The sequence below is a fragment of the Rhodococcus sp. K11/5 genome (assembly GCF_055193735.1).
Map to the genome: position 1 here is coordinate 543895 of NZ_CM143721.1, position 18030 is coordinate 561924.

10 protein-coding genes are annotated in these 18030 nt (G+C 68.6%); 6 read left to right on the top strand and 4 right to left on the bottom strand.

What is annotated here, in order from left to right; translation table 11 throughout:
- Positions 1-221 precede the first annotated feature (221 nt).
- Positions 222-506, top strand: a complete 285-nt coding sequence (locus ACY466_RS02690; RefSeq protein ID WP_463249636.1) for a WhiB family transcriptional regulator — start codon at positions 222-224, stop codon at positions 504-506.
- A gap of 278 nt (positions 507-784) precedes the next feature.
- Here ACY466_RS02690 and ACY466_RS02695 read toward each other — a convergent pair whose 3' ends face one another.
- Positions 785-1957 (bottom strand): globin domain-containing protein, encoded by a 1173-nt coding sequence (locus tag ACY466_RS02695; protein ID WP_463249637.1) that lies wholly within the window; start codon positions 1955-1957, stop codon positions 785-787.
- Positions 1958-2176: 219 nt separating this feature from the next.
- On the opposite strand from ACY466_RS02695, the gene clpB reads away from it, so the two are divergent.
- On the top strand, positions 2177-4723 hold the full coding sequence (clpB, locus tag ACY466_RS02700; RefSeq protein WP_463249639.1) for an ATP-dependent chaperone ClpB: 2547 nt from the start codon (positions 2177-2179) through the stop codon (positions 4721-4723).
- A 123-nt stretch (positions 4724-4846) separates the two neighbouring features.
- On the opposite strand, the gene ACY466_RS02705 is transcribed toward clpB, so the two are convergent.
- Positions 4847-6607, bottom strand: a complete 1761-nt coding sequence (locus ACY466_RS02705) for an EAL domain-containing protein (RefSeq protein ID WP_463249640.1) — start codon at positions 6605-6607, stop codon at positions 4847-4849.
- Between the two features lie 346 nt (positions 6608-6953).
- Here ACY466_RS02705 and ACY466_RS02710 point away from each other — a divergent pair, with 346 nt between their 5' ends.
- The gene (locus ACY466_RS02710) at positions 6954-7838 is read left to right on the top strand and encodes a hypothetical protein (protein ID WP_463249642.1); all 885 of its coding nucleotides are present in this window, start codon (positions 6954-6956) and stop codon (positions 7836-7838) included.
- A gap of 30 nt (positions 7839-7868) precedes the next feature.
- On the opposite strand, the gene ACY466_RS02715 is transcribed toward ACY466_RS02710, so the two are convergent.
- Positions 7869-13340: an ATP-binding protein gene (locus ACY466_RS02715; RefSeq protein WP_463249643.1), complete on the bottom strand. Its 5472-nt coding sequence runs from the start codon at positions 13338-13340 to the stop codon at positions 7869-7871.
- Positions 13341-13587: 247 nt separating this feature from the next.
- Here ACY466_RS02715 and ACY466_RS02720 point away from each other — a divergent pair, with 247 nt between their 5' ends.
- The 3 genes from ACY466_RS02720 (at position 13588) to ACY466_RS02730 (ending at position 17196) form a co-directional block, all read left to right on the top strand.
- Positions 13588-14223, top strand: a complete 636-nt coding sequence (locus tag ACY466_RS02720) for a type III secretion system chaperone family protein (RefSeq protein WP_463252116.1) — start codon at positions 13588-13590, stop codon at positions 14221-14223.
- A gap of 88 nt (positions 14224-14311) precedes the next feature.
- Positions 14312-15121 (top strand): SDR family NAD(P)-dependent oxidoreductase, encoded by an 810-nt coding sequence (locus ACY466_RS02725; RefSeq protein ID WP_463249645.1) that lies wholly within the window; start codon positions 14312-14314, stop codon positions 15119-15121.
- Between the two features lie 140 nt (positions 15122-15261).
- Entirely contained in the window at positions 15262-17196 is a 1935-nt protein-coding gene (locus ACY466_RS02730) for an HNH endonuclease signature motif containing protein (protein WP_463249646.1), read from the top strand.
- Positions 17197-17298: 102 nt separating this feature from the next.
- Here ACY466_RS02730 and ACY466_RS02735 read toward each other — a convergent pair whose 3' ends face one another.
- Complete coding sequence (locus ACY466_RS02735) at positions 17299-17889, bottom strand: DUF3060 domain-containing protein (RefSeq protein WP_463249648.1); 591 nt, start codon at positions 17887-17889, stop codon at positions 17299-17301.
- Positions 17890-18030 lie beyond the last annotated feature (141 nt).

The following is an 18030-nucleotide window of genomic DNA, read 5'->3' on the forward strand; positions in this document are numbered from 1 at the left end:
ACCTAGGCGACTCCGGGCCCCGATGCTGCATCGGTACAGAGGCCCACCAGGGCGTTCGGTCTGCTTCCGCCTCGTTTCTCGGCATAACGAGTTGTCTGTAACCGAAAATAAAGCGGCGGCGATTGTTTCGAAGTTTCCTACGTTAACTTCTTCTTGGTCGGCTCGTAATGTATTTTTGCAACCGTGACGGAAGGAATTCGTCGGTAGCAACAAGGAGCGTCATGTCGAAGCCCGTTCAGTTACCGGAGCCGATCGCCACCACCTGGGAGTGGCAACTCGACGGATTGTGCCGCGGCATGGATTCGGCCGTGTTCTTTCACCCCGAGGGCGAGCGCGGCCACAAGAGAACCGCCCGTGAACAGCAGGCCAAGCGAGTCTGCGAGCAGTGCCCGGTGTTGCAGCGATGCCGTGACTACGCCATCGCCGCCGGTGAGCCGTACGGCGTATGGGGTGGGCTGTCGGCCCCGGAGCGCATGCTTCCCAGCGTCGTCCGGGCCGCCGGATAGTCGTTCGATCGGAGCATTCGTCGAAGAATGCGTACGGGCGCATGCGTGGCGCTGGTAATCCGTTCGGACGACATTCATCCGGATGGAACCGGAAATGAATACAGGCTCTTTACCCGGTAAGGTGCCGACACTCGCGTGGCGTTCGCCCCGAGACCGATCCGGTCTCGGACGGCCCGCGAACGCCGCTCTGTGACAGTTACTCATCGGTAATCGACGGTTACTCGCCGGTATTTCGTCTACCGGCCGGTAACCCGGACGACCATTTCGCCGTCGAACGGTCAGTACCCCAGCGGATCGTGCTGAACGTTCTCCATCGGGGTGCCCACCTTGCGCAGAGCGAACAGCGTCGTCCGCACCATCGACGGCGACCCGCAGATCTGGATCTGTCGGTCGGCCCACGAGCCGAACCGCGTCACCACCTGGCCGAGCTTGCCCACCAGTAGATGGTTCATACCGGGCGGGATCTCCGTGGACGGTCCCGGTCGCCACCACGGCTCCTCGGGGTTCTCCACGACGGGCACGACGGTCAGCCACGGATTCGACTGCGCGAGGTGCCACAGCGTCTCGAGATCGTAGAGATCGCTGGGGTACTCCCCGCCGACGAAGAGGTGGACCCGCGGATTGCGGCTCTTCATCGCCATCTCCATCAGCTGCGCGCGCAGGGGTGCGATTCCGGTACCGCCGGCGATCATGAGCACGTCCTCGGCGCCGACCGAACGGTCGACGTGCAGTCCGCCCAACGGCGGACCGAGCAGCCACCGATCACCCACGGCGGTCTCGGTGACGATCGCCGGGCTGACCCAGCCCGCCGACACGCGTCGGACGTGGAACTCGATCCCGCCGTACTCGTTGGGTGCGATCGCGGGCGAGAGGTACCGCCACATGCGAGGGCGCTGCGGAATCTGCACGCTCAGGTACTGGCCGGGCTCGTACGGCACGTGGTGGTCCGTCTGCAGCCGCACGATCGCGAGGTCGTCGAGGGTGCGGTGGTGTTCGACCACCGTCGCGGTCCAGTACGGCGGCAGGTCCTCGGTGTCGGCGCCGACGGCCATCGAGTTGCAGAGCACGGAGACCACCCGCCGCCACGCCGCGTCGGCCTCGGGTGTCCACCCGTCGGAGCCGGTGAACGAACGAAACGCGCCCACCAGTGCGTTCTGACCGGCGAGGAAGTGGGTGCCGGTGAGCCCGTGCTTGCGATGATCGCGGCCGAGTTGATGCAGGAAGGGCAGGAACGTGCGCTGATCGTCCAGGTGGTTCACCACGTACTCGACCGCGCGCACCAGGCGATGGCGCTGCTGATCCATCGACGCGGGGAAGTAGCCCCGGAACTCGGGGTACTCGGCGAAGAGGTGGGCGTAGAAGTCGCGCGCGACGCGATCCGGCCCGTCGTCCTCGGCCAGTACGGCGGCGACACCCGAGCGCACGAGCGCGATGGCTCCGGCCTCGAGCATTCGACAACCTCTTCCCACGTCCTGTTGTGCCCCCGCCACAGTAGTGCTCGGCACCGACGCCCGACATCGCGCCGCCGACGGCTCGGGGTTCGACAGCTCGGACGTGACGCTCAGCGCAGGCGGCTCAGTTAACTTGAGTGGAATAGACTCAAGTACGATACCGTTGCAGGCAGCACCACACGCGACAGCGACACATGCGACAGCAGAAAGAGGGCGACCGTGGATTCGTTCACTCCCACCACCAAGACCCAGGCAGCGCTCACCGCCGCGCTGCAGTCGGCGTCCTCTGCGGGAAACCCGGACATCCGCCCGGCTCACCTGCTCGTGGCGCTGCTCGATCAGACGGACGGCATCGCCGGTCCGTTGCTGGAGGCCGTCGGCGTCGATCCCGCGGTCGTGCGCCGGGAAGCGCAGACCCTGGTGGATCGGATGCCGACCGCCACCGGATCGACGACGCAGCCGCAGCTCGGCCGTGAGGCTCTCGCGGCCATCTCGGCCGCCCAGCAGCTCGCGACCGAACTGGACGACGAGTTCGTCTCCACCGAACACCTCATCGTCGGTCTCGCCGGCGGCCGTTCCGACGTCGCGACTCTGCTCGAGGGGCACGGCGCCACCGCCACCGCTCTCCGGGAGGCGTTCACGGCCGTGCGCGGCAGTGCGCGGGTGACCAGCGCAGACCCCGAGGGCACGTACAAGGCGCTGGAGAAGTACTCGACGGACCTCACCGAGGCCGCGCGCAGCGGCAAGCTCGATCCGGTGATCGGGCGTGACACCGAGATCCGTCGCGTCGTCCAGGTGTTGAGCCGACGCACGAAGAACAACCCGGTCCTCATCGGCGAGCCCGGTGTGGGCAAGACGGCCATCGTGGAAGGACTCGCCCAGCGGATAATCGCGGGCGACGTGCCGGAGAGCCTGCGCGGCAAGAGCGTCGTGTCGCTGGACCTCGGGTCGATGGTGGCCGGAGCCAAGTACCGCGGCGAGTTCGAGGAGCGGCTCAAGGCCGTGCTCGACGACATCAAGAACTCGGCCGGTCAGGTCATCACGTTCATCGACGAGCTGCACACCATCGTCGGCGCCGGCGCGACCGGCGAGTCCGCGATGGATGCGGGCAACATGATCAAGCCGATGCTGGCGCGCGGAGAGCTGCGCCTGGTCGGGGCGACGACGCTCGAGGAGTACCGCAAGTACATCGAGAAGGACGCGGCCCTGGAACGACGCTTCCAGCAGGTCCTCGTCGGGGAGCCGACGGTCGCGGACACCGTGGGCATCCTGCGTGGGCTCAAGGAGCGGTACGAGGTGCACCACGGCGTGCGCATCACCGACTCCGCGCTGGTCGCCGCGGCGACGCTGAGCGATCGCTACATCACCTCGCGGTTCCTCCCGGACAAGGCGATCGACCTCGTCGACGAGGCCGCGTCGCACCTGCGCATGGAGATCGACTCGCGCCCCGTGGAGATCGACGAGATCGAACGCGTCGTGCGTCGCCTCGAGATCGAGGAGATGGCGCTGAGCAAGGAGACCGACGACGCGTCGAAGGCGCGCCTCGAGAAGCTGCGCGGCGAGCTCGCCGACGGCAAGGAGAAACTCGCCGAGCTCAGCACCCGCTGGCAGAACGAGAAGACCTCGATCGACGCGGTCCGCGACCTCAAGGAGCAGCTCGAATCGTTGCGCGGCGAGTCCGAACGAGCCGAGCGCGACGGCGATCTGGGCAAGGCCGCCGAGCTGCGGTACGGCCGGATTCCGGGGCTCGAGAAGGAGCTGGCGGAGAAGACCGCGAACACGGTTCCGGGGCCCGAGGTCATGCTCAAGGAAGAGGTCGGCCCCGACGACGTCGCCGACATCGTCGCGTCGTGGACCGGCATTCCCGCCGGGCGCATGCTCGAAGGCGAGACGGCCAAGTTGCTGCGAATGGAGGAAGAGCTGGGCAAGCGGGTCGTCGGCCAGGACGACGCCGTGCGGGCCGTGTCCGACGCGGTGCGCCGGGCGAGGGCCGGGGTGTCCGACCCCAACCGTCCGACGGGATCGTTCCTGTTCCTCGGACCCACGGGTGTGGGCAAGACGGAGCTCGCGAAGACGTTGGCGCACTTCCTGTTCGACGACGAGCGCGCCATGGTCCGTATCGACATGAGCGAGTACAGCGAGAAGCACTCGGTCGCGCGTCTCGTCGGTGCCCCTCCCGGCTACGTCGGCTACGAGGCCGGCGGTCAGCTCACGGAGTCGGTGCGGCGGCGTCCGTATTCGGTGGTGTTGTTCGACGAGGTCGAGAAGGCGCACCCGGACGTGTTCGACATCCTGCTCGCCGTGCTCGACGAGGGGCGTCTGACCGATGGTCAGGGTCGAACGGTGGACTTCCGCAACACGATTCTGATCCTCACGTCCAACCTCGGAGCCGGCGGAACCAAGGAGCAGGTGATGGACGCGGTGCGGCGATCGTTCAAGCCCGAGTTCGTCAACCGCCTCGACGACGTCGTGATCTTCGATTCGTTGAGCGAGAAGCAGCTCGAGCACATCGTGGACATCCAGCTCGGTCAGCTGCAGGATCGGCTCGCGACCCGTCGACTCTCCCTCGAGGTCGGCGACGACGCTCGATCCTGGCTCGCCGCACGGGGTTACGACCCGCTGTACGGCGCGCGGCCGCTGCGCCGGCTCGTGCAGCAGGCGATCGGCGATCAACTCGCCAAGAAGTTGTTGGCCGGGTCGGTCGTCGACGGCGACACCGTGCGCGTGGACACGGACGCCGAGGGCGAGGGGCTGGTGCTGCACTGAGTGCGGCTCGGTCGTCCCTGGTCGCGTTCCTCGCCAGTGACGCCGCGTCGTTCATGACCGGTGCGTACTACCTCGTCGACGGCGGGTACACGGCGCGCTGAGTCCCCGGGCGGCCGCAGCTGCTCAGCTGCTGCGGTTCGCCACCCGGTGCGGGGGCTCGTCGTCGCCGACGCTCGGGCGTCGGGTGCGCGACGTGTCGGGTGTCGGCCGCACGTGGTTCTCGGTGGTCCTCGGCGCCGGGCCGGGCCGCCCGAGCAGGTAGCCCTGGACCATTTCGGCGCCGAGGGCGCGTGCGGTCGCGAGTTCCCCCACCGTCTCCACGCCCTCGTAGATGCACGCCGCCCCGATCTCGCGGGCGAAGGTCGCGACGGAAGTCGCTGCGGCTCGGCGCATCCGGTCGGTGTCGATGCCGCGGACGATGGATGCGTCCAGTTTCACCACGTCGGGCTCGATCTCGACGAGTTGGCGGAGACCGCTGTACCCGGCGCCGACGTCGTCCACCGAGATGGCGATTCCGGCGGTGCGCAGCGTGGCCAGGGCATCGCCGAGCGCGGTGTAGTCGTCGATGAGATCGTGTTCGGTGACCTCCACGAGCACCGTGCGCCGGGCGGCGGCGCCGCGCAACAACGCCGCCAGGTCCGCGGAGACGATGGTCTCGGCGGATGCGTTGACGGACAGGAACTTCGATGCCGGGAGTGCGGCCGACGCCTCGACGGCCCGTTCGATGGCCGCGACCTCGAGGGTGCGGCGGACCCCGGCCACCCGGGCGTCGGCGAACCACGCCTGCGGCGACCCGTGGCCGGCCGGAAACCGGGACAGCGCCTCGTATCCCACCACGGCCTCGTCCGCGGCGGCGCAGACCGGTTGGAAGACGATGGACGGTCCACCGTCGGCGACGAGACTCAGGATGCGCGAACGGATCCGGGCGATCTGGGTGTGTGTCGGTGTGCCCTGACCGATGGGGCCCACGCCGCCGGAGCGGTCGATCTCGGCCAGTGCCATGAGTCGGCGCAGGACGGCGTCGGCTTCGGGTAGTGAATCCGCCCCTCCGACTGCGGTTCCCGAGCGCAGGTGGACCGGAGCGCTGCGCACCGTGGACGCGTCGACGGCCCGCACCATGGTGGCGACGACGGTGTCGACGTGCTGGGGCGATCCGATGGCGACGCAGACGAATTCGTCGACACCCACGCGGGCGAGCACCGCGTCGCCCGGCAACGATTCCTTCAGGGCCACGGCCACGTCGTCGATCACCCCGTTCGCGGTGCCGACGCCGTATCTCTGCTCCACGGAGGAGAAATCGTCCACGTCGATCACCACGACCCCCATCGTGGAGTTCGAGGGCAACCGGGTGAGCAGCGACCGGATCTCGAGCTGCAGGCCGCGTCGATTGCGCAGCCCCGTGCGGGAATCCCGCTTGTTGCTCTCGACCTGAGCTCGCAGATAGCCGATGTAGAGCAGGATGACGAACGGTGCGGAGAACAGGCCGACGAGGGTGAAGGTGCGCGAGACGGTCAGCCACGGCGATGCCCCCGCGTCGATCGCGGCGGTGGCGAACCCGGCGACGACGACGATGGAGAAGGCGAGGTGGACGAGCATGATTCGGGTCGATCCGAAGACCACCACGTACATCGCGACGACGGCGAGCAGTCCGCAGCCGGGCAGAGCGTCGAAGGGGACCTCGAACGTGCTCAGCACGGACACGAGAGCGATGTCGGCGTACGCGACGTAGGCGGCATCGACGTGGCGGCGCGGCCACAACCGAACCCAGACGACCGCGACCAGGACGGACGTGATCGCGAAGAACCAGATCACCGGGGGGCCGCTGGAGCGCAACGCTCCGGAGGGAAGGAGCAGCAGTGAACCGACGCCGACGAACACCGTCATCGTCGCGATGACGACCCGCGCTAGCAGCGAATACGTCGGTGTCGCGAACCGTATGTTCGCGTGTACGGAGTGGTCGAGATCAGCGGACACACACCCTCGCTCGGTTTCCCCCCGGCTGCGCCGCCGCGTCCGGATCGGTGAACATGACACTGCCGACCTCAGACCCCCGACGGATCGACCCCGGTCGATCGGCGGCACCGGTCGTCGGCGCCGCGCACGAGCGGTGACGTCATTGTCTCAGGTGTCACGGCCAGGCTCACGTCTTTGCCCGATTTCCCGTGTCCGGGCGCGTCGAGCGAACCGCTGCTCACCCGCCCGCGACGTCGGTGCACCTATCCTCGAATTCATGACCAACCCCCGAGATCGGCGCGACGACGACAACCCGACCGAGCACATCGGTCACACGTCCGACCCCACGCAGGCGTACGGGGCGCCGCAGTACGGGGAGCAGCAGTACGGGCAGCAGGGGTACGGGGAGCAGCAGTACGGGGAGCAGGGGTACGGGGGATACCGGCCGACGGAGGCGCTTCCGGCGGGCGAGAATCCCTACGGCGATCCGTACGGTCAGCAGCCGCCCTACGGTCAGCCGTACACGCAGCAGCAGCCCTACGGTCAGCAGCCTTACGGTCAGCAGTACGGCCAGCAGCCCTACGACCAGCCCTACGGCCAGCCTTACCCCCAGCAGCAGCCGTACGGCGGACAGCCGTACGGGCCGCCCACCCAGTACGGCCCACCCCAGCCCGAACCCGACGGTGGCCGGGGTCCGTCCAGGTCCGTTCTCGTCGCCATCGGAGCTCTGGTGGTGCTCGCGATCCTCGGGTTCGTCGCCTACCTGCTCGTCGACTCGCGGTCCGAGCAGACCGCCACCCCGCCGACGACCAGCGCGCCCGCTCCGCCGCCGGCGACCTCGCTCGAGATCCCACCGCCCCCGCCGGCGTTCCCCGAGGACCCCGAGGGGGCTCCCGGTATCGAGCAACTTCCGGGCGGTCTCGGCGAAGCGCTGGGCACGCAGGGCGCCGTGCTGGGCACCATCGAGTCGGTGGACGGCACCACCATCGAGATGGTCGGGATCGGCGGTTCGCGCGTGACCGTGCTGACGGACGAGAACACCCAGATTCTGGCGTTCGGCGCGTCGTCGGTGGAAGACCTGGCTCCGGGCACGTCGATCATCGCGCAGGGCACCCCGGTGGAGAACGGAACGATGACGGCGGAGGTCATCGTCGCCGGCTGATCGTTCCGTTCTCCGGCGTGCATCCTCGGGTCAGGTGCGCGCCATGCCCCGTTCGATCGCGGCGATGATCTGCGGTCGCAGTTCGGCCGCCGCGACGATGTGGTGAACCGATCCGACGGTGCGGGCGCGTTCGATGTTGTGCACCGCTTCGAATTCCGATGCCACCTCGCCGAGCTTCTCCGACCGCACGGAGGTGCGCGCGGCGGACAGCTCGACCTGCAGGCGGGCGCGTTCGCCGTCGTCCTCGGCCGCGTTCATGGCGGTCTCGAGGTCGCGGACCGTCGGATCGGCGGCGGTGCGCGCGTTGACGTCTCGCGTGAACACCACGGCCGCGGCCGGTGCGCCACCGAGCACCGAGGCGAACGATCTCTCGACCGCCAGCACCTCCATGTTCTCGTTCAGAGCGCCGGAGAACACCACGAAAGCGCCACCGTGGTAGCGGGATACGACGCAGAACACGATGGGACCGTCGAAGTTGACGATGGCCCGGCCGATCTCGGCGCCGTACTCCAGCTGGAGGTTGCGCAGGGATTCCGGTGATCCGTCGAATCCGGACAGGTTGGCCAACACCACGAGTGGGCGATTACCGCTGGCCGCGTTGATCGCCCGTGCCGTCTTCTTCGACGACCGGGGGAACAGCGTGCCCGACGTCCACTGGTCCGGTCCGTCCGTCGGGAACCAGCCCTTGCGGGGGATGGCTCGCGACTCGATGCCGATCACCGACACCGGGTAGCCGGCGAGGTGCGCGTCGAACACCACCGAGGTGTCGGCGTCGGCCATGTCGGCCCATCGCTCGAGCACCGAGTGATCCTGATCGACCACGGCGCGCATGACGGTGCGGATGTCGAACGGCTTCTTGCGCTCGGGGTTGGTGGCCGAGGAGAAGATGTCGCCGACGGTCTTGAAGTCGCTCGACGGGTGCACGTGCGGGTAGGTCCGGATGTCGCGGTCGACGGGATCGCTGGTGCTGTCCCGACGCGGGAAGCGTTCCCCGGGAACGCGATACGCGTGCTCGTAGTGTGCGAACAACACCTCGCAGGCGGCGCCGAGGTTCGGGGCCCAGTACTGCGCCTGGCCGTTGGGGCCCATCACGCGGTCGTACCCGCCGATGCCGAAGTTGTCCTCGGCGGAGACGCCGCCGGAGTAGTCCAGCGACTGCTTTCCGGTGAGCACCATGGCGCTCTCCGGCGTCATCACCAGAATACCCTTGGTGTGCATGAGCATCGTGGCCTCGGCGTTCCAGTACGGCTGGGCGCCCACGTTGATGCCCGCGACGACGATGTTGATCTCACCTCCGCCCTGGGTGAAGGTGATGATCCGACGCAGCCCGCGCGAGACCCAGTCCATGTTCTCGGTGCCGCTGCCCATGGAGATGGTGGCGCCCGAGGACAGGGCGAACCACTCGACCGGCACCTGCAGTTCCTCGGCCAGGTCGATGGCCTTCACGATGCGGGCACACTCGGCCTCGGCGACGGTACCGAGCGCCTTGGTGGGGTCACCGAACAGCGCGACGCGGGTCATGCCGTCGGGATGCAGGGTGGTGGGCGTCGAGACCAGGCCGACGATGATGCCCGCGGTGTTTCGGCCGTACGGGCGTGAGATCGGTTGCAGCGAACCGTCTTCCACGAGGTCGTACTCGACGAAGGAACCGTCGGGTCCGGTGAGGACCGGGATGAGCTCGTACGGGTAGACGGTGCCGCGGGCCTGAGACCGCTGCACGTTCTGGGTGTAGGCGTCGAGCGGGCGCATGGGCTCGGTGGGCGGATCGGTGACCTTGACGACGACGCCCGTGCCCGGACGGTACGAGAAGCGCAGGGCCTGCAGGGTCGGTTCCGCGCCGGGGCGGGCGGGGAAGCGCGCCATCATGGTGATCTCCTCGAGCCCGGCCGCGACCGTCAGCGGCGCGAGGTGCCGCGCCACCACCGTGAGGTTCTCGAGCGGGAGGTCCAGCACCGGCCACACGTAGAGGACGACGCGGTTGTGCTCGAGTCGGCGGCCACCGCGGCGAGCCTGAGCTCGGCGGATTCCGTCGAGGCAGGCCGAGAGCGTGCCCTCGATGCCCGGCACCGACGCCACGTTGCCGTGATCGTCGTACTGGACCGTCGCGTCGCGGATCTCGGCGAGCGCGATGAGGCGCTCGTCCTTCGGGTTCTCCTTCGCCACGACCTCGAAGAGGTAGGTGCCGGGAGGAGACGACAGGCGGGAGCCGTCGAAATTCTTGAGCCGCCACAGGTCCAGGCGTTGTCCGGTGAGGGGATGCAGGTCCCGCAGCGACACGTCCTCGGCGAGCGTGCCGTCCTCGCCGGGGCGGAAGGTGACCTGGCGCGAGATGCCGGTTCCGCGGCCGAAGACCGACACGGTGACCCGACGCCACGAGGAGGTGGCCGGGTGGCCGGCGATGACGTCCCGGAGTTCGGCGACGATGTCGTCCGCCCGGGTGGGGGCGGAGGGCCACGCGAGGTAGATGTCGACGGCCAGGTTCTCCGGAGCGGGTCCGGCGATGCCGGCCAGTGCGTCGAGCGTCGAGGACAGGCCGGTGTGGTCCGTCATCGTGGACAACAGGTCGACCTTGCCGCCGACCAGGGTGAAGGTTCCCGAGACGTAGTGTCGCCCTTCGCGATCGAAGGCCTTGACGTCCTCGAAGTCGCGGATCTCGTAGTACTGACGGGTGATGACCTCGAGCAGAGCGCCGGGGTCGGACATCCGGTGGGACAGCAACTCCACCAACGGTTCCTGAGTTCCGACCAGTGCGTCGATGCGCTCGGCGTGATCGGCGGAATCGGGATTCTCGGTCAGGTACTGCAGGCTTCCTCGGACGCCGTCGTACACCTGTTCGCGCGCCTTGCGGATCTTCGGCTCGTCGAACAGCTGGAAGCGCAGGCTCCGGGCGATGTCGCCGATGACCGGGAAGCGCACCTGGGTGGCGACGATCAGCCGCTCGAGGACCTCGCCCACCTCGCGGGACGCGTCGGGGGCGACGGAGGGATCGGTGAGCCAGCGATCGAGCATCGTGGCGATCGGCCGGACCTGGTTCTCGATGCGCTGCTGCGCGAGGAAGAGGCGGTAGACCGCTTCCTCGAGGTCGCCGCCGCGTTCGAGATCGGTCTTGTCGTAGTGGCGCAGGGCACGAGCGAGCTTGTCCTGGAAGTCCTCCGGCAGACCCTGCACGTCGGCGTCGAGGGACTGCAGGAAGGCGTGGAAGTGCTCACGCGGACTGTGCACGCGCTCGTCGGTGTCCTCCTCGGCCATCGTCGGACGGTTGCGGGTGAGCTCGCAGATGTCGGCGAACGTGGTGAGCAGAGTGAGCTCGGCCTGCACCATCTGCCGGTCGTCGCGGGGGAGTCCGCCGCGTAGATCGTCGTACTCGGCGATGGAGGCCAGTGCGCGGGAAGCGCTGACGTCGAAACCGCACAGGAGAGCACGCAATTCGTCGAGCCGGGCGAGCGCGCCGAAGCGATCGTCCGGATTCTGCTCGGCGCACGGGGAGCGGAACTCGACTCGGGCGGTGGTGGACACCGCGGCGGCCTCGCCGATGGGGTCGACGCGCAGCAGCGCCGCGCCGTTGTCGACCTGGGCGTTGACGACGGCGAGCACCTCGCTGACCCGGCCGGGGGCGGTGGCACGGACCGCGGTCTCCATCTTCATGGCCTCGAGGACCACGAGCGTCGCGCCCGTCTCGACGACGTCGCCGACGGCCACGGGTACGGCGACGACGACGGCGGGAGCCGGGGCGCGCACCAGACCGGCCTCGTCCTGGCTGATCTGGTGGCTGATGCCGTCGACCTCGACGAGGTAGCCGGCCGGGCCGGCCACGGTGACCACGGAGAAGCGGGTGCCGTCGATGGTGGCCCGACGCTCGAACTCGCCGAGCCGCTCCACGTCCACCTCGATCTCGCGGCCGTCGACCGTCACCTGGTAGCGGTGGGGACCGACCTGACCGACGGTGAGCTGGTAGCCCTGGCCCTGGTAGTTCAGTTCGACCGTCCGGCCGATCTCGTGGCTGGCGCGAGGCCGGCCGCCGCGGGCCGAGGTGAGGAACTTCGCACGCTCGCGGGCCTCGTCGGCGTCGTACGCGTCGACCCCCGCGGAGACGAGGGCGACGTCGGCGACCCGGGAGGGCCCCTCGGCGGTTCCCGCGCCGGTGCGGTCGAGCCAGCCGGTGTCGGCGGTGGCGTCGATCAGTTCCTCGCGGTTCAGCAGGTCGAGTAGGAAGGACTTGGTGGTGGTACCGCCGTCGATGACCACGGTCGTCTCGCGCAGGGCGGTGCGAAGCCGGGCGAGGGCCTCGGACCGATCGCGGCCCCAGGCGATGACCTTGGCGACCATCGAGTCGTAATCGGGCGGGATGACGTCGCCCTGGGCGATTCCGGTGTCGACGCGCAGCCCCGATCCGAGCGGGAACTTGAGCAACCGCACGGTGCCGGGCGCGGGGGCGAACCCGTTGTCGGCGTCCTCGGCGTTGAGGCGGGCCTCGACGGCGTGGCCGAACTCGCCGGGGCACTCGCCCTCGAGGGCATGGCCGGCCGCCACCATGATCTGCAGCTTGACCAGGTCGATGCCCGTCGTGAACTCGGTGATGGGGTGCTCGACCTGCAGGCGAGTGTTGACCTCGAGGAACGTGAAGATCTTCTGGTCGGGCTGGTAGAGGTACTCCACCGTGCCGGCGCCGTGGTAGCCGGCGGCACGGACGAGCTCGGCGGACGCGGTCCGGAGATGGTCCGACTGTTCCTTCGTGAGGACGGCCGAGCTCGATTCCTCGATGACCTTCTGATTGCGACGCTGGATCGAGCAGTCGCGGACACCGGGAGCCCACACGTTGCCGTGGTTGTCCGCGATCACCTGGACCTCGACGTGGCGAGCCTCGGTGACGAGGCGCTCGAGGAACACGACGGGGTCACCGAACGAGCGCTCGGCCTCGCCCTGGGTGCGCTCGAGGGCGAGTTCGAGCTCGTCCTCGGCGTAGACCTTGCGGATGCCGCGGCCACCGCCACCGCTGCGCGCCTTGATGATGAGGGGGTAGCCGATGGCCTGTGCGTGGCGTCGGGCGTCGGCCCGGGTCTCCACGGGGCCACCGGACCACGGCGCGACGGGTACGCCCACCTTCTCGGCGAGCAGCTTGGCCTGCACCTTGTCGCCGAGCAGGCGCATGGACTCCGCCGACGGTCCGATGAAGGTGATGCCCAGGCGGGAGACGATGTCCGCGAACGCGGGGTCCTCGGCGACGAAGCCCCAGCCGACCCACACGGCGTCGGCGCGGCACTCCACCAGCGCGCGCTCGAGTTCGGCGTAATCCAGGTAGGGGTTGCCGGCGCCGGTCTTGTGCAGGGTCACGGTCTCGTCGGCCTGGCGGACGAACATCGCGCGCCGCTCGGCCTCGGTGTGCATCGCGATCACGGTGAGCGGTTGTCCGGAGCCGTCCGTCTCGGCGTTGATCTCGCGGACCGCTCGGATCAGGCGGACCGCCGCTTCGCCTCGGTTGACTACCGCTATACGTGTGAACATTCGCTCCGCCATCTCGTTTCTGGTGTGCGTGTGAGGTGGCGAATTCTGTTCGAGACGCCACGTTCGTGACCCAAGTGTGACGGTAGGCGTACGTACTCGCGAGTACGTTTGCTCGGACCGCACCCCGGCCTACGACCGTTGTGGAAACTCACTGACCTCGCCGTTTCGGTTACCGACGGGTAAGGAGCCGTGCCCTGCCGACACCGACGGCGTCGTCGGCGCAGTAGAGTGTGCGGCGATGACAGTGATGTGGTTCGGGCTCGCAGTGATCGCGCTACTGGGCGCGGCGGCGCTGCTCTACGTCGATCGCACCCGCCGGGCGCAGGGGGGCCGACTGCGCCAGATGTGGGCGTCGGCGCAGGGCTACCACTTCGAACCGACGGATTCCGAACTGCCGGCCCGTTTCTCGCGCGCCGCCTTGGCGAACTCCGAATTCCTCACCGCCGTCGACGTCGTCGAGGGTGTTCGCCGGGGCGAGGAGTTCGTGCTCTTCGACCTCGAAGATGCCACCACCATCGTGGCCGTGCGCCGCGAGGTCGGCTCCGACGTGGACATCGACCTCCGGCCGCGCACGACGCCGCCGCCCAAGGACGCCGACATGCAGTTGCTGGGGTCCCTCGGCCCGCGCATCATCTTCGCCACCGATCTCGACGTGGCGCGTCGAGTGTGTGATCAACGGATGGTCGCGTTCACCCACTCCGTGCCCGACGCGGTGCAGTTGCTCTGGAGCGAAGGTCCGTGGACGTTGGGGACTCTGTCCGTGGGCAGCGTCGGTCGAGACTGGGATGCTGCGATCGACGCCGTGACCAGACTGTCCGGGTTGCTGCACGTGCTGCCGCCAGCGCGCGACGACGTCCGGCCGCCGCGTCGGCCCGCTGTCTGACACTTCGCAGCACTTCGGTTCGCAGCACTTCGGTTCGCAGCACCCTCGTTCGTCGCACAGTCCTTGTGGCGGGGATACCCTGTCTCGCATGCCGACTCCCGAGAACTCCGCCGTCTCCCGCGCGACTCGCCCCGTAGCTCTGGTCACCGGACCCACATCCGGAATCGGCGGGGGGTTCGCTCGCAAACTCGCCTCGCGCGGATACGACCTCGTTCTGGTCGCTCGCGACGAGGACCGCCTCAACGCCCTGAGCGCCGAGCTGGACACCGACTTCGGTGCCCACACCGAGATTCTGGTGGCCGACCTCGCGGATGCGGACGGCCGAGCTGCCGTCGTCGCTCGGTTGGAGAAGGGCGTGCAGTTCCTGGTGAACAACGCGGGCTTCGGAACGTCCGGCGAGTTCTGGACGGCCGAGACCGATCTCCTGCAGGCCCAGCTCGACGTCAACGTCACCGCGGTCATGCAGCTCACGCGGGCGGCCATGCCGTCGATGGTTGCGGCGGCCGAGGGCACCGTGATCAACGTGGCCAGCGTGGCCGGTCTGCTGTCCGGCCGCGGGTCGACCTACTCGGCGTCCAAGGCATACGTGGTGTCGCTCAGCGAGGGACTGGCCGGCGGACTCGCCGGAACGGGCGTGCGGGTGCAGGCGCTGTGCCCCGGATTCGTGCGGACGGAGTTCCACCAGCGGGCCGGCATCGAGATGTCGAAGACCCCGAGCTTCATGTATCTGTCGGTCGACCAGGTCGTGGACGCGTCGTTCGCGGACCTCGACAGTGGGAAGGTGCTCAGCATTCCGGGATTGCAGTACAAGGTGTTGACGACGGCGGGCCGTCTGATTCCCCGAACTCTCACGCGCCGTGCGGCTTCGGCGATCGGGAGCGCGCGCGGACGCACGTAGGTCAGGAGAGTGCCGGGTGCCGCGGGCGTTGTGATGGTGCCCAGTCTGCACTGTTTACGTTCGGAGTAACTAATCGAACACTTGTTCGATATGTCGGTTACTCTGGACGTATGGAACCGGGGGGTCCGCAGGATCAGGGGGTGAGCGACGCAGCCGAGGCTGCGGCGCCGGCCTCGCCGTGCCCGGACGGTTCTGCTGCTGCTGCCGGTTCTGGTGCTGGTGTTCCGGTGGTGTCGACGGCGATCTCCGACCCGGCGGCGGGTGCGGTGATCGCCGACCTCGAAGCGGCGGTGGCGGCGGTGGCGGCGCTCGATTCGTGGTCGCTGCCCGCCGCGGACACCCGTGCGGTACTGGTACGGACGGAGACGGTGATCCGCACCCTGGTGGGGGCCTCGCACACCTGGTTGCACGAGGTCGTCGAACGCGGCGGGTTCGACGACGTCGTCGGCGCCCTGGGATCCGGGGGTGCGCCGTCGGCGTTGGCGCATCTGCTGCGCGTCACTCCCCGCAATGCCGCGCTACGCCTGCACGTCGCGGCCGACCTCGCCTCCCGGACCACGCTGACCGGGGATCCGGTGGACCCGCGGATGCCCCACGTCGCCGCAGCCTCCCGCGAAGGAGTCCTCGATCCGGGGCACGTGGCGGTGATCCGCAAGTTCCATCGGGATCTGCCCGCCCGGACGGACCCGGGGCAGCGTGATCAGGCGGAGAAGCAGTTGGTGGACCTCGCCCGGTGGGTGCGCCCGGACGAGTTGACGGTGGCGGCGAAGCGGATCCTGGAGTTGCTCGACCCCGACGGCGCCGCCCCCGACGACCACGATGCCGCGCGGAAGCGGTTCATCCGGTTCGACCCGCAAGGGGTGGACGGGATGTCGACGGGCAACTTCTGCATCGATGCGCATCTGCGGGCGATGCTCGAGGTGGCGTTCGAGGCACTGTCCACTCCGGGGCGCTGCATGCCCGGCGAGGACGATGCCGGTACCGACGGGGTGAGGTTCCCGGCCGGCGCCGCCGAACCCCCCACACCGGCACCGGCACCGGACGGCGACGGCGCGGACGGCGATACCGAGACCGACGATTCCGACTTCGACGACGCCGATCGCGCTGGTGTCGATGACGCTGACGTCGATACCGACGGCGCGGACGACTCCGGCGCGCCGCACACTGATGCTGCGGACGGCACCGACGGCGATACCGGCCTCGACGATAGTGCCGACGGCGCCGGACCCGGTCACGACGACGACTCCGATCCCGCTGCGCCCGAACAGGATCAGGACCACACCGCCGACGACGGGCCCGCGCGGTCGGGTCACGACACCACCCTCGACCTCGACCTCGAGCTGGACGTGGACGTGGACATAGATATGCCCGAGGCCGTACCAGGGGAGAAGTCCGACTCCGACCTCGCTGCGGACCCTGCTGCGGATGCTGCTGCTGCGGATCGCGCCGGCCGGGATTTCCGCACCGGTGGGCAACGACGCCACGACGCCCTCAAACACCTCCTCGGACAAGTGCTGGCCTCCGGTACCCTCGGCACCCACCGCGGCTTTCCCACCACCGTCGTCGCCACCATCGGCATCGACGAACTCACCGCCGCCGCCGGACTCGCCCCCACCACCACCGGCACCACCCTGTCCCTCGGCGACCTCATCCGACTGGCCTCCGCCTCGCACCCGTACCTCGCCGTGTTCGACGACGCCACCGGCCGCACCCTGCAACTACTGCGCAGCAAACGCTGCGCCAGCACCGATCAGCGTCTGGCCCTGTTCGCCCGCGAACGCGGCTGCACCTTCCCCGGCTGCACCCGACCCGCCATGAGAACCCAGGCCCACCACACCCACGAATGGGCCGACGGCGGCTACACCGACATCGACACCCTCACCCTCGCCTGCCCGATGCACCACCGCCTCATCGGCACCGCCCCCAACCAGTGGGCCACCACCAGAGCCCCCGCCGGGCACCGCTACGCCGGCCTGACCCTGTGGCACCCACCGGCCGTCCTCGACCCCGACCGACGCGGGCGACCCAACCACTACTTCTTCCCCGAGAGATACCTCCTCGACGACGAACCATGATGCTGCGCACCGCAACACCCGAATCGGGAAACCCGGTCGGTGCTGCGTCGTACCCGAGGGCAGGCCGCGTCCCCGTCGCTGGGCCGTCGCGTGCGTGAGAGGTCAGCCGACAGCGATGTTGTTGTCGCCCTCGTTGTCGATGCTCGGCTGACCCGTGGCGTAGGTGACGGTGTTGCCGTTGCCCTCGACGTCGATCTCCGTCGCCGACTGCACGCGCACGGTGTTCGTGTCACCGTCCACATCGATACTGCGAATATTGTTGCCCGAGATGACGTTTCCGTTGCCATCGACATCCAGATCGTCGACGTTGTCGGCGTCGACCGTGTTGGTATTGCCGTCCACGTCGATGTCCTGGCAGTCTCCCGTCACCTGCAGCTGGACGTCGTTCGCGTCGATGTCGATGTCACCGCCGCCGTCGCAGGTGATGTTCAGAGTGACGCCCGACTGGGTGGTCGAGTAATCGTCGTCACGGGTGAGGACCAGGTCGACGGCCGGCGCAGCGTCGGAGTTGGTGTCGACGTCGATCGGCGCGGACGGCGGAACCGTGTCCCCGGGAGGCGCCCCTTCGGTGACGGCACCCTGAGTCGCCGGATCGGTCGGTACGTCCGGCGAGTCCGTGCTGCAGCCCACCATGAGAGCGAGTGCGGCGGCGGAGCAGGTGAGGGTGGCGAGGCGGCGTCGAGTGGTGCGCATGAAGTGGGTCCTTCCGAGTGACGTTGATGTCTGTGATGCCATCGTGGTGGGCCGGCGTGAGGGCCGAGTTAGTTCAAGATGAGTATTTCTTCAGAAACCTTTTACCCGCGGTGGTCTCGGGACAACCGTCGCGGGTAGCCG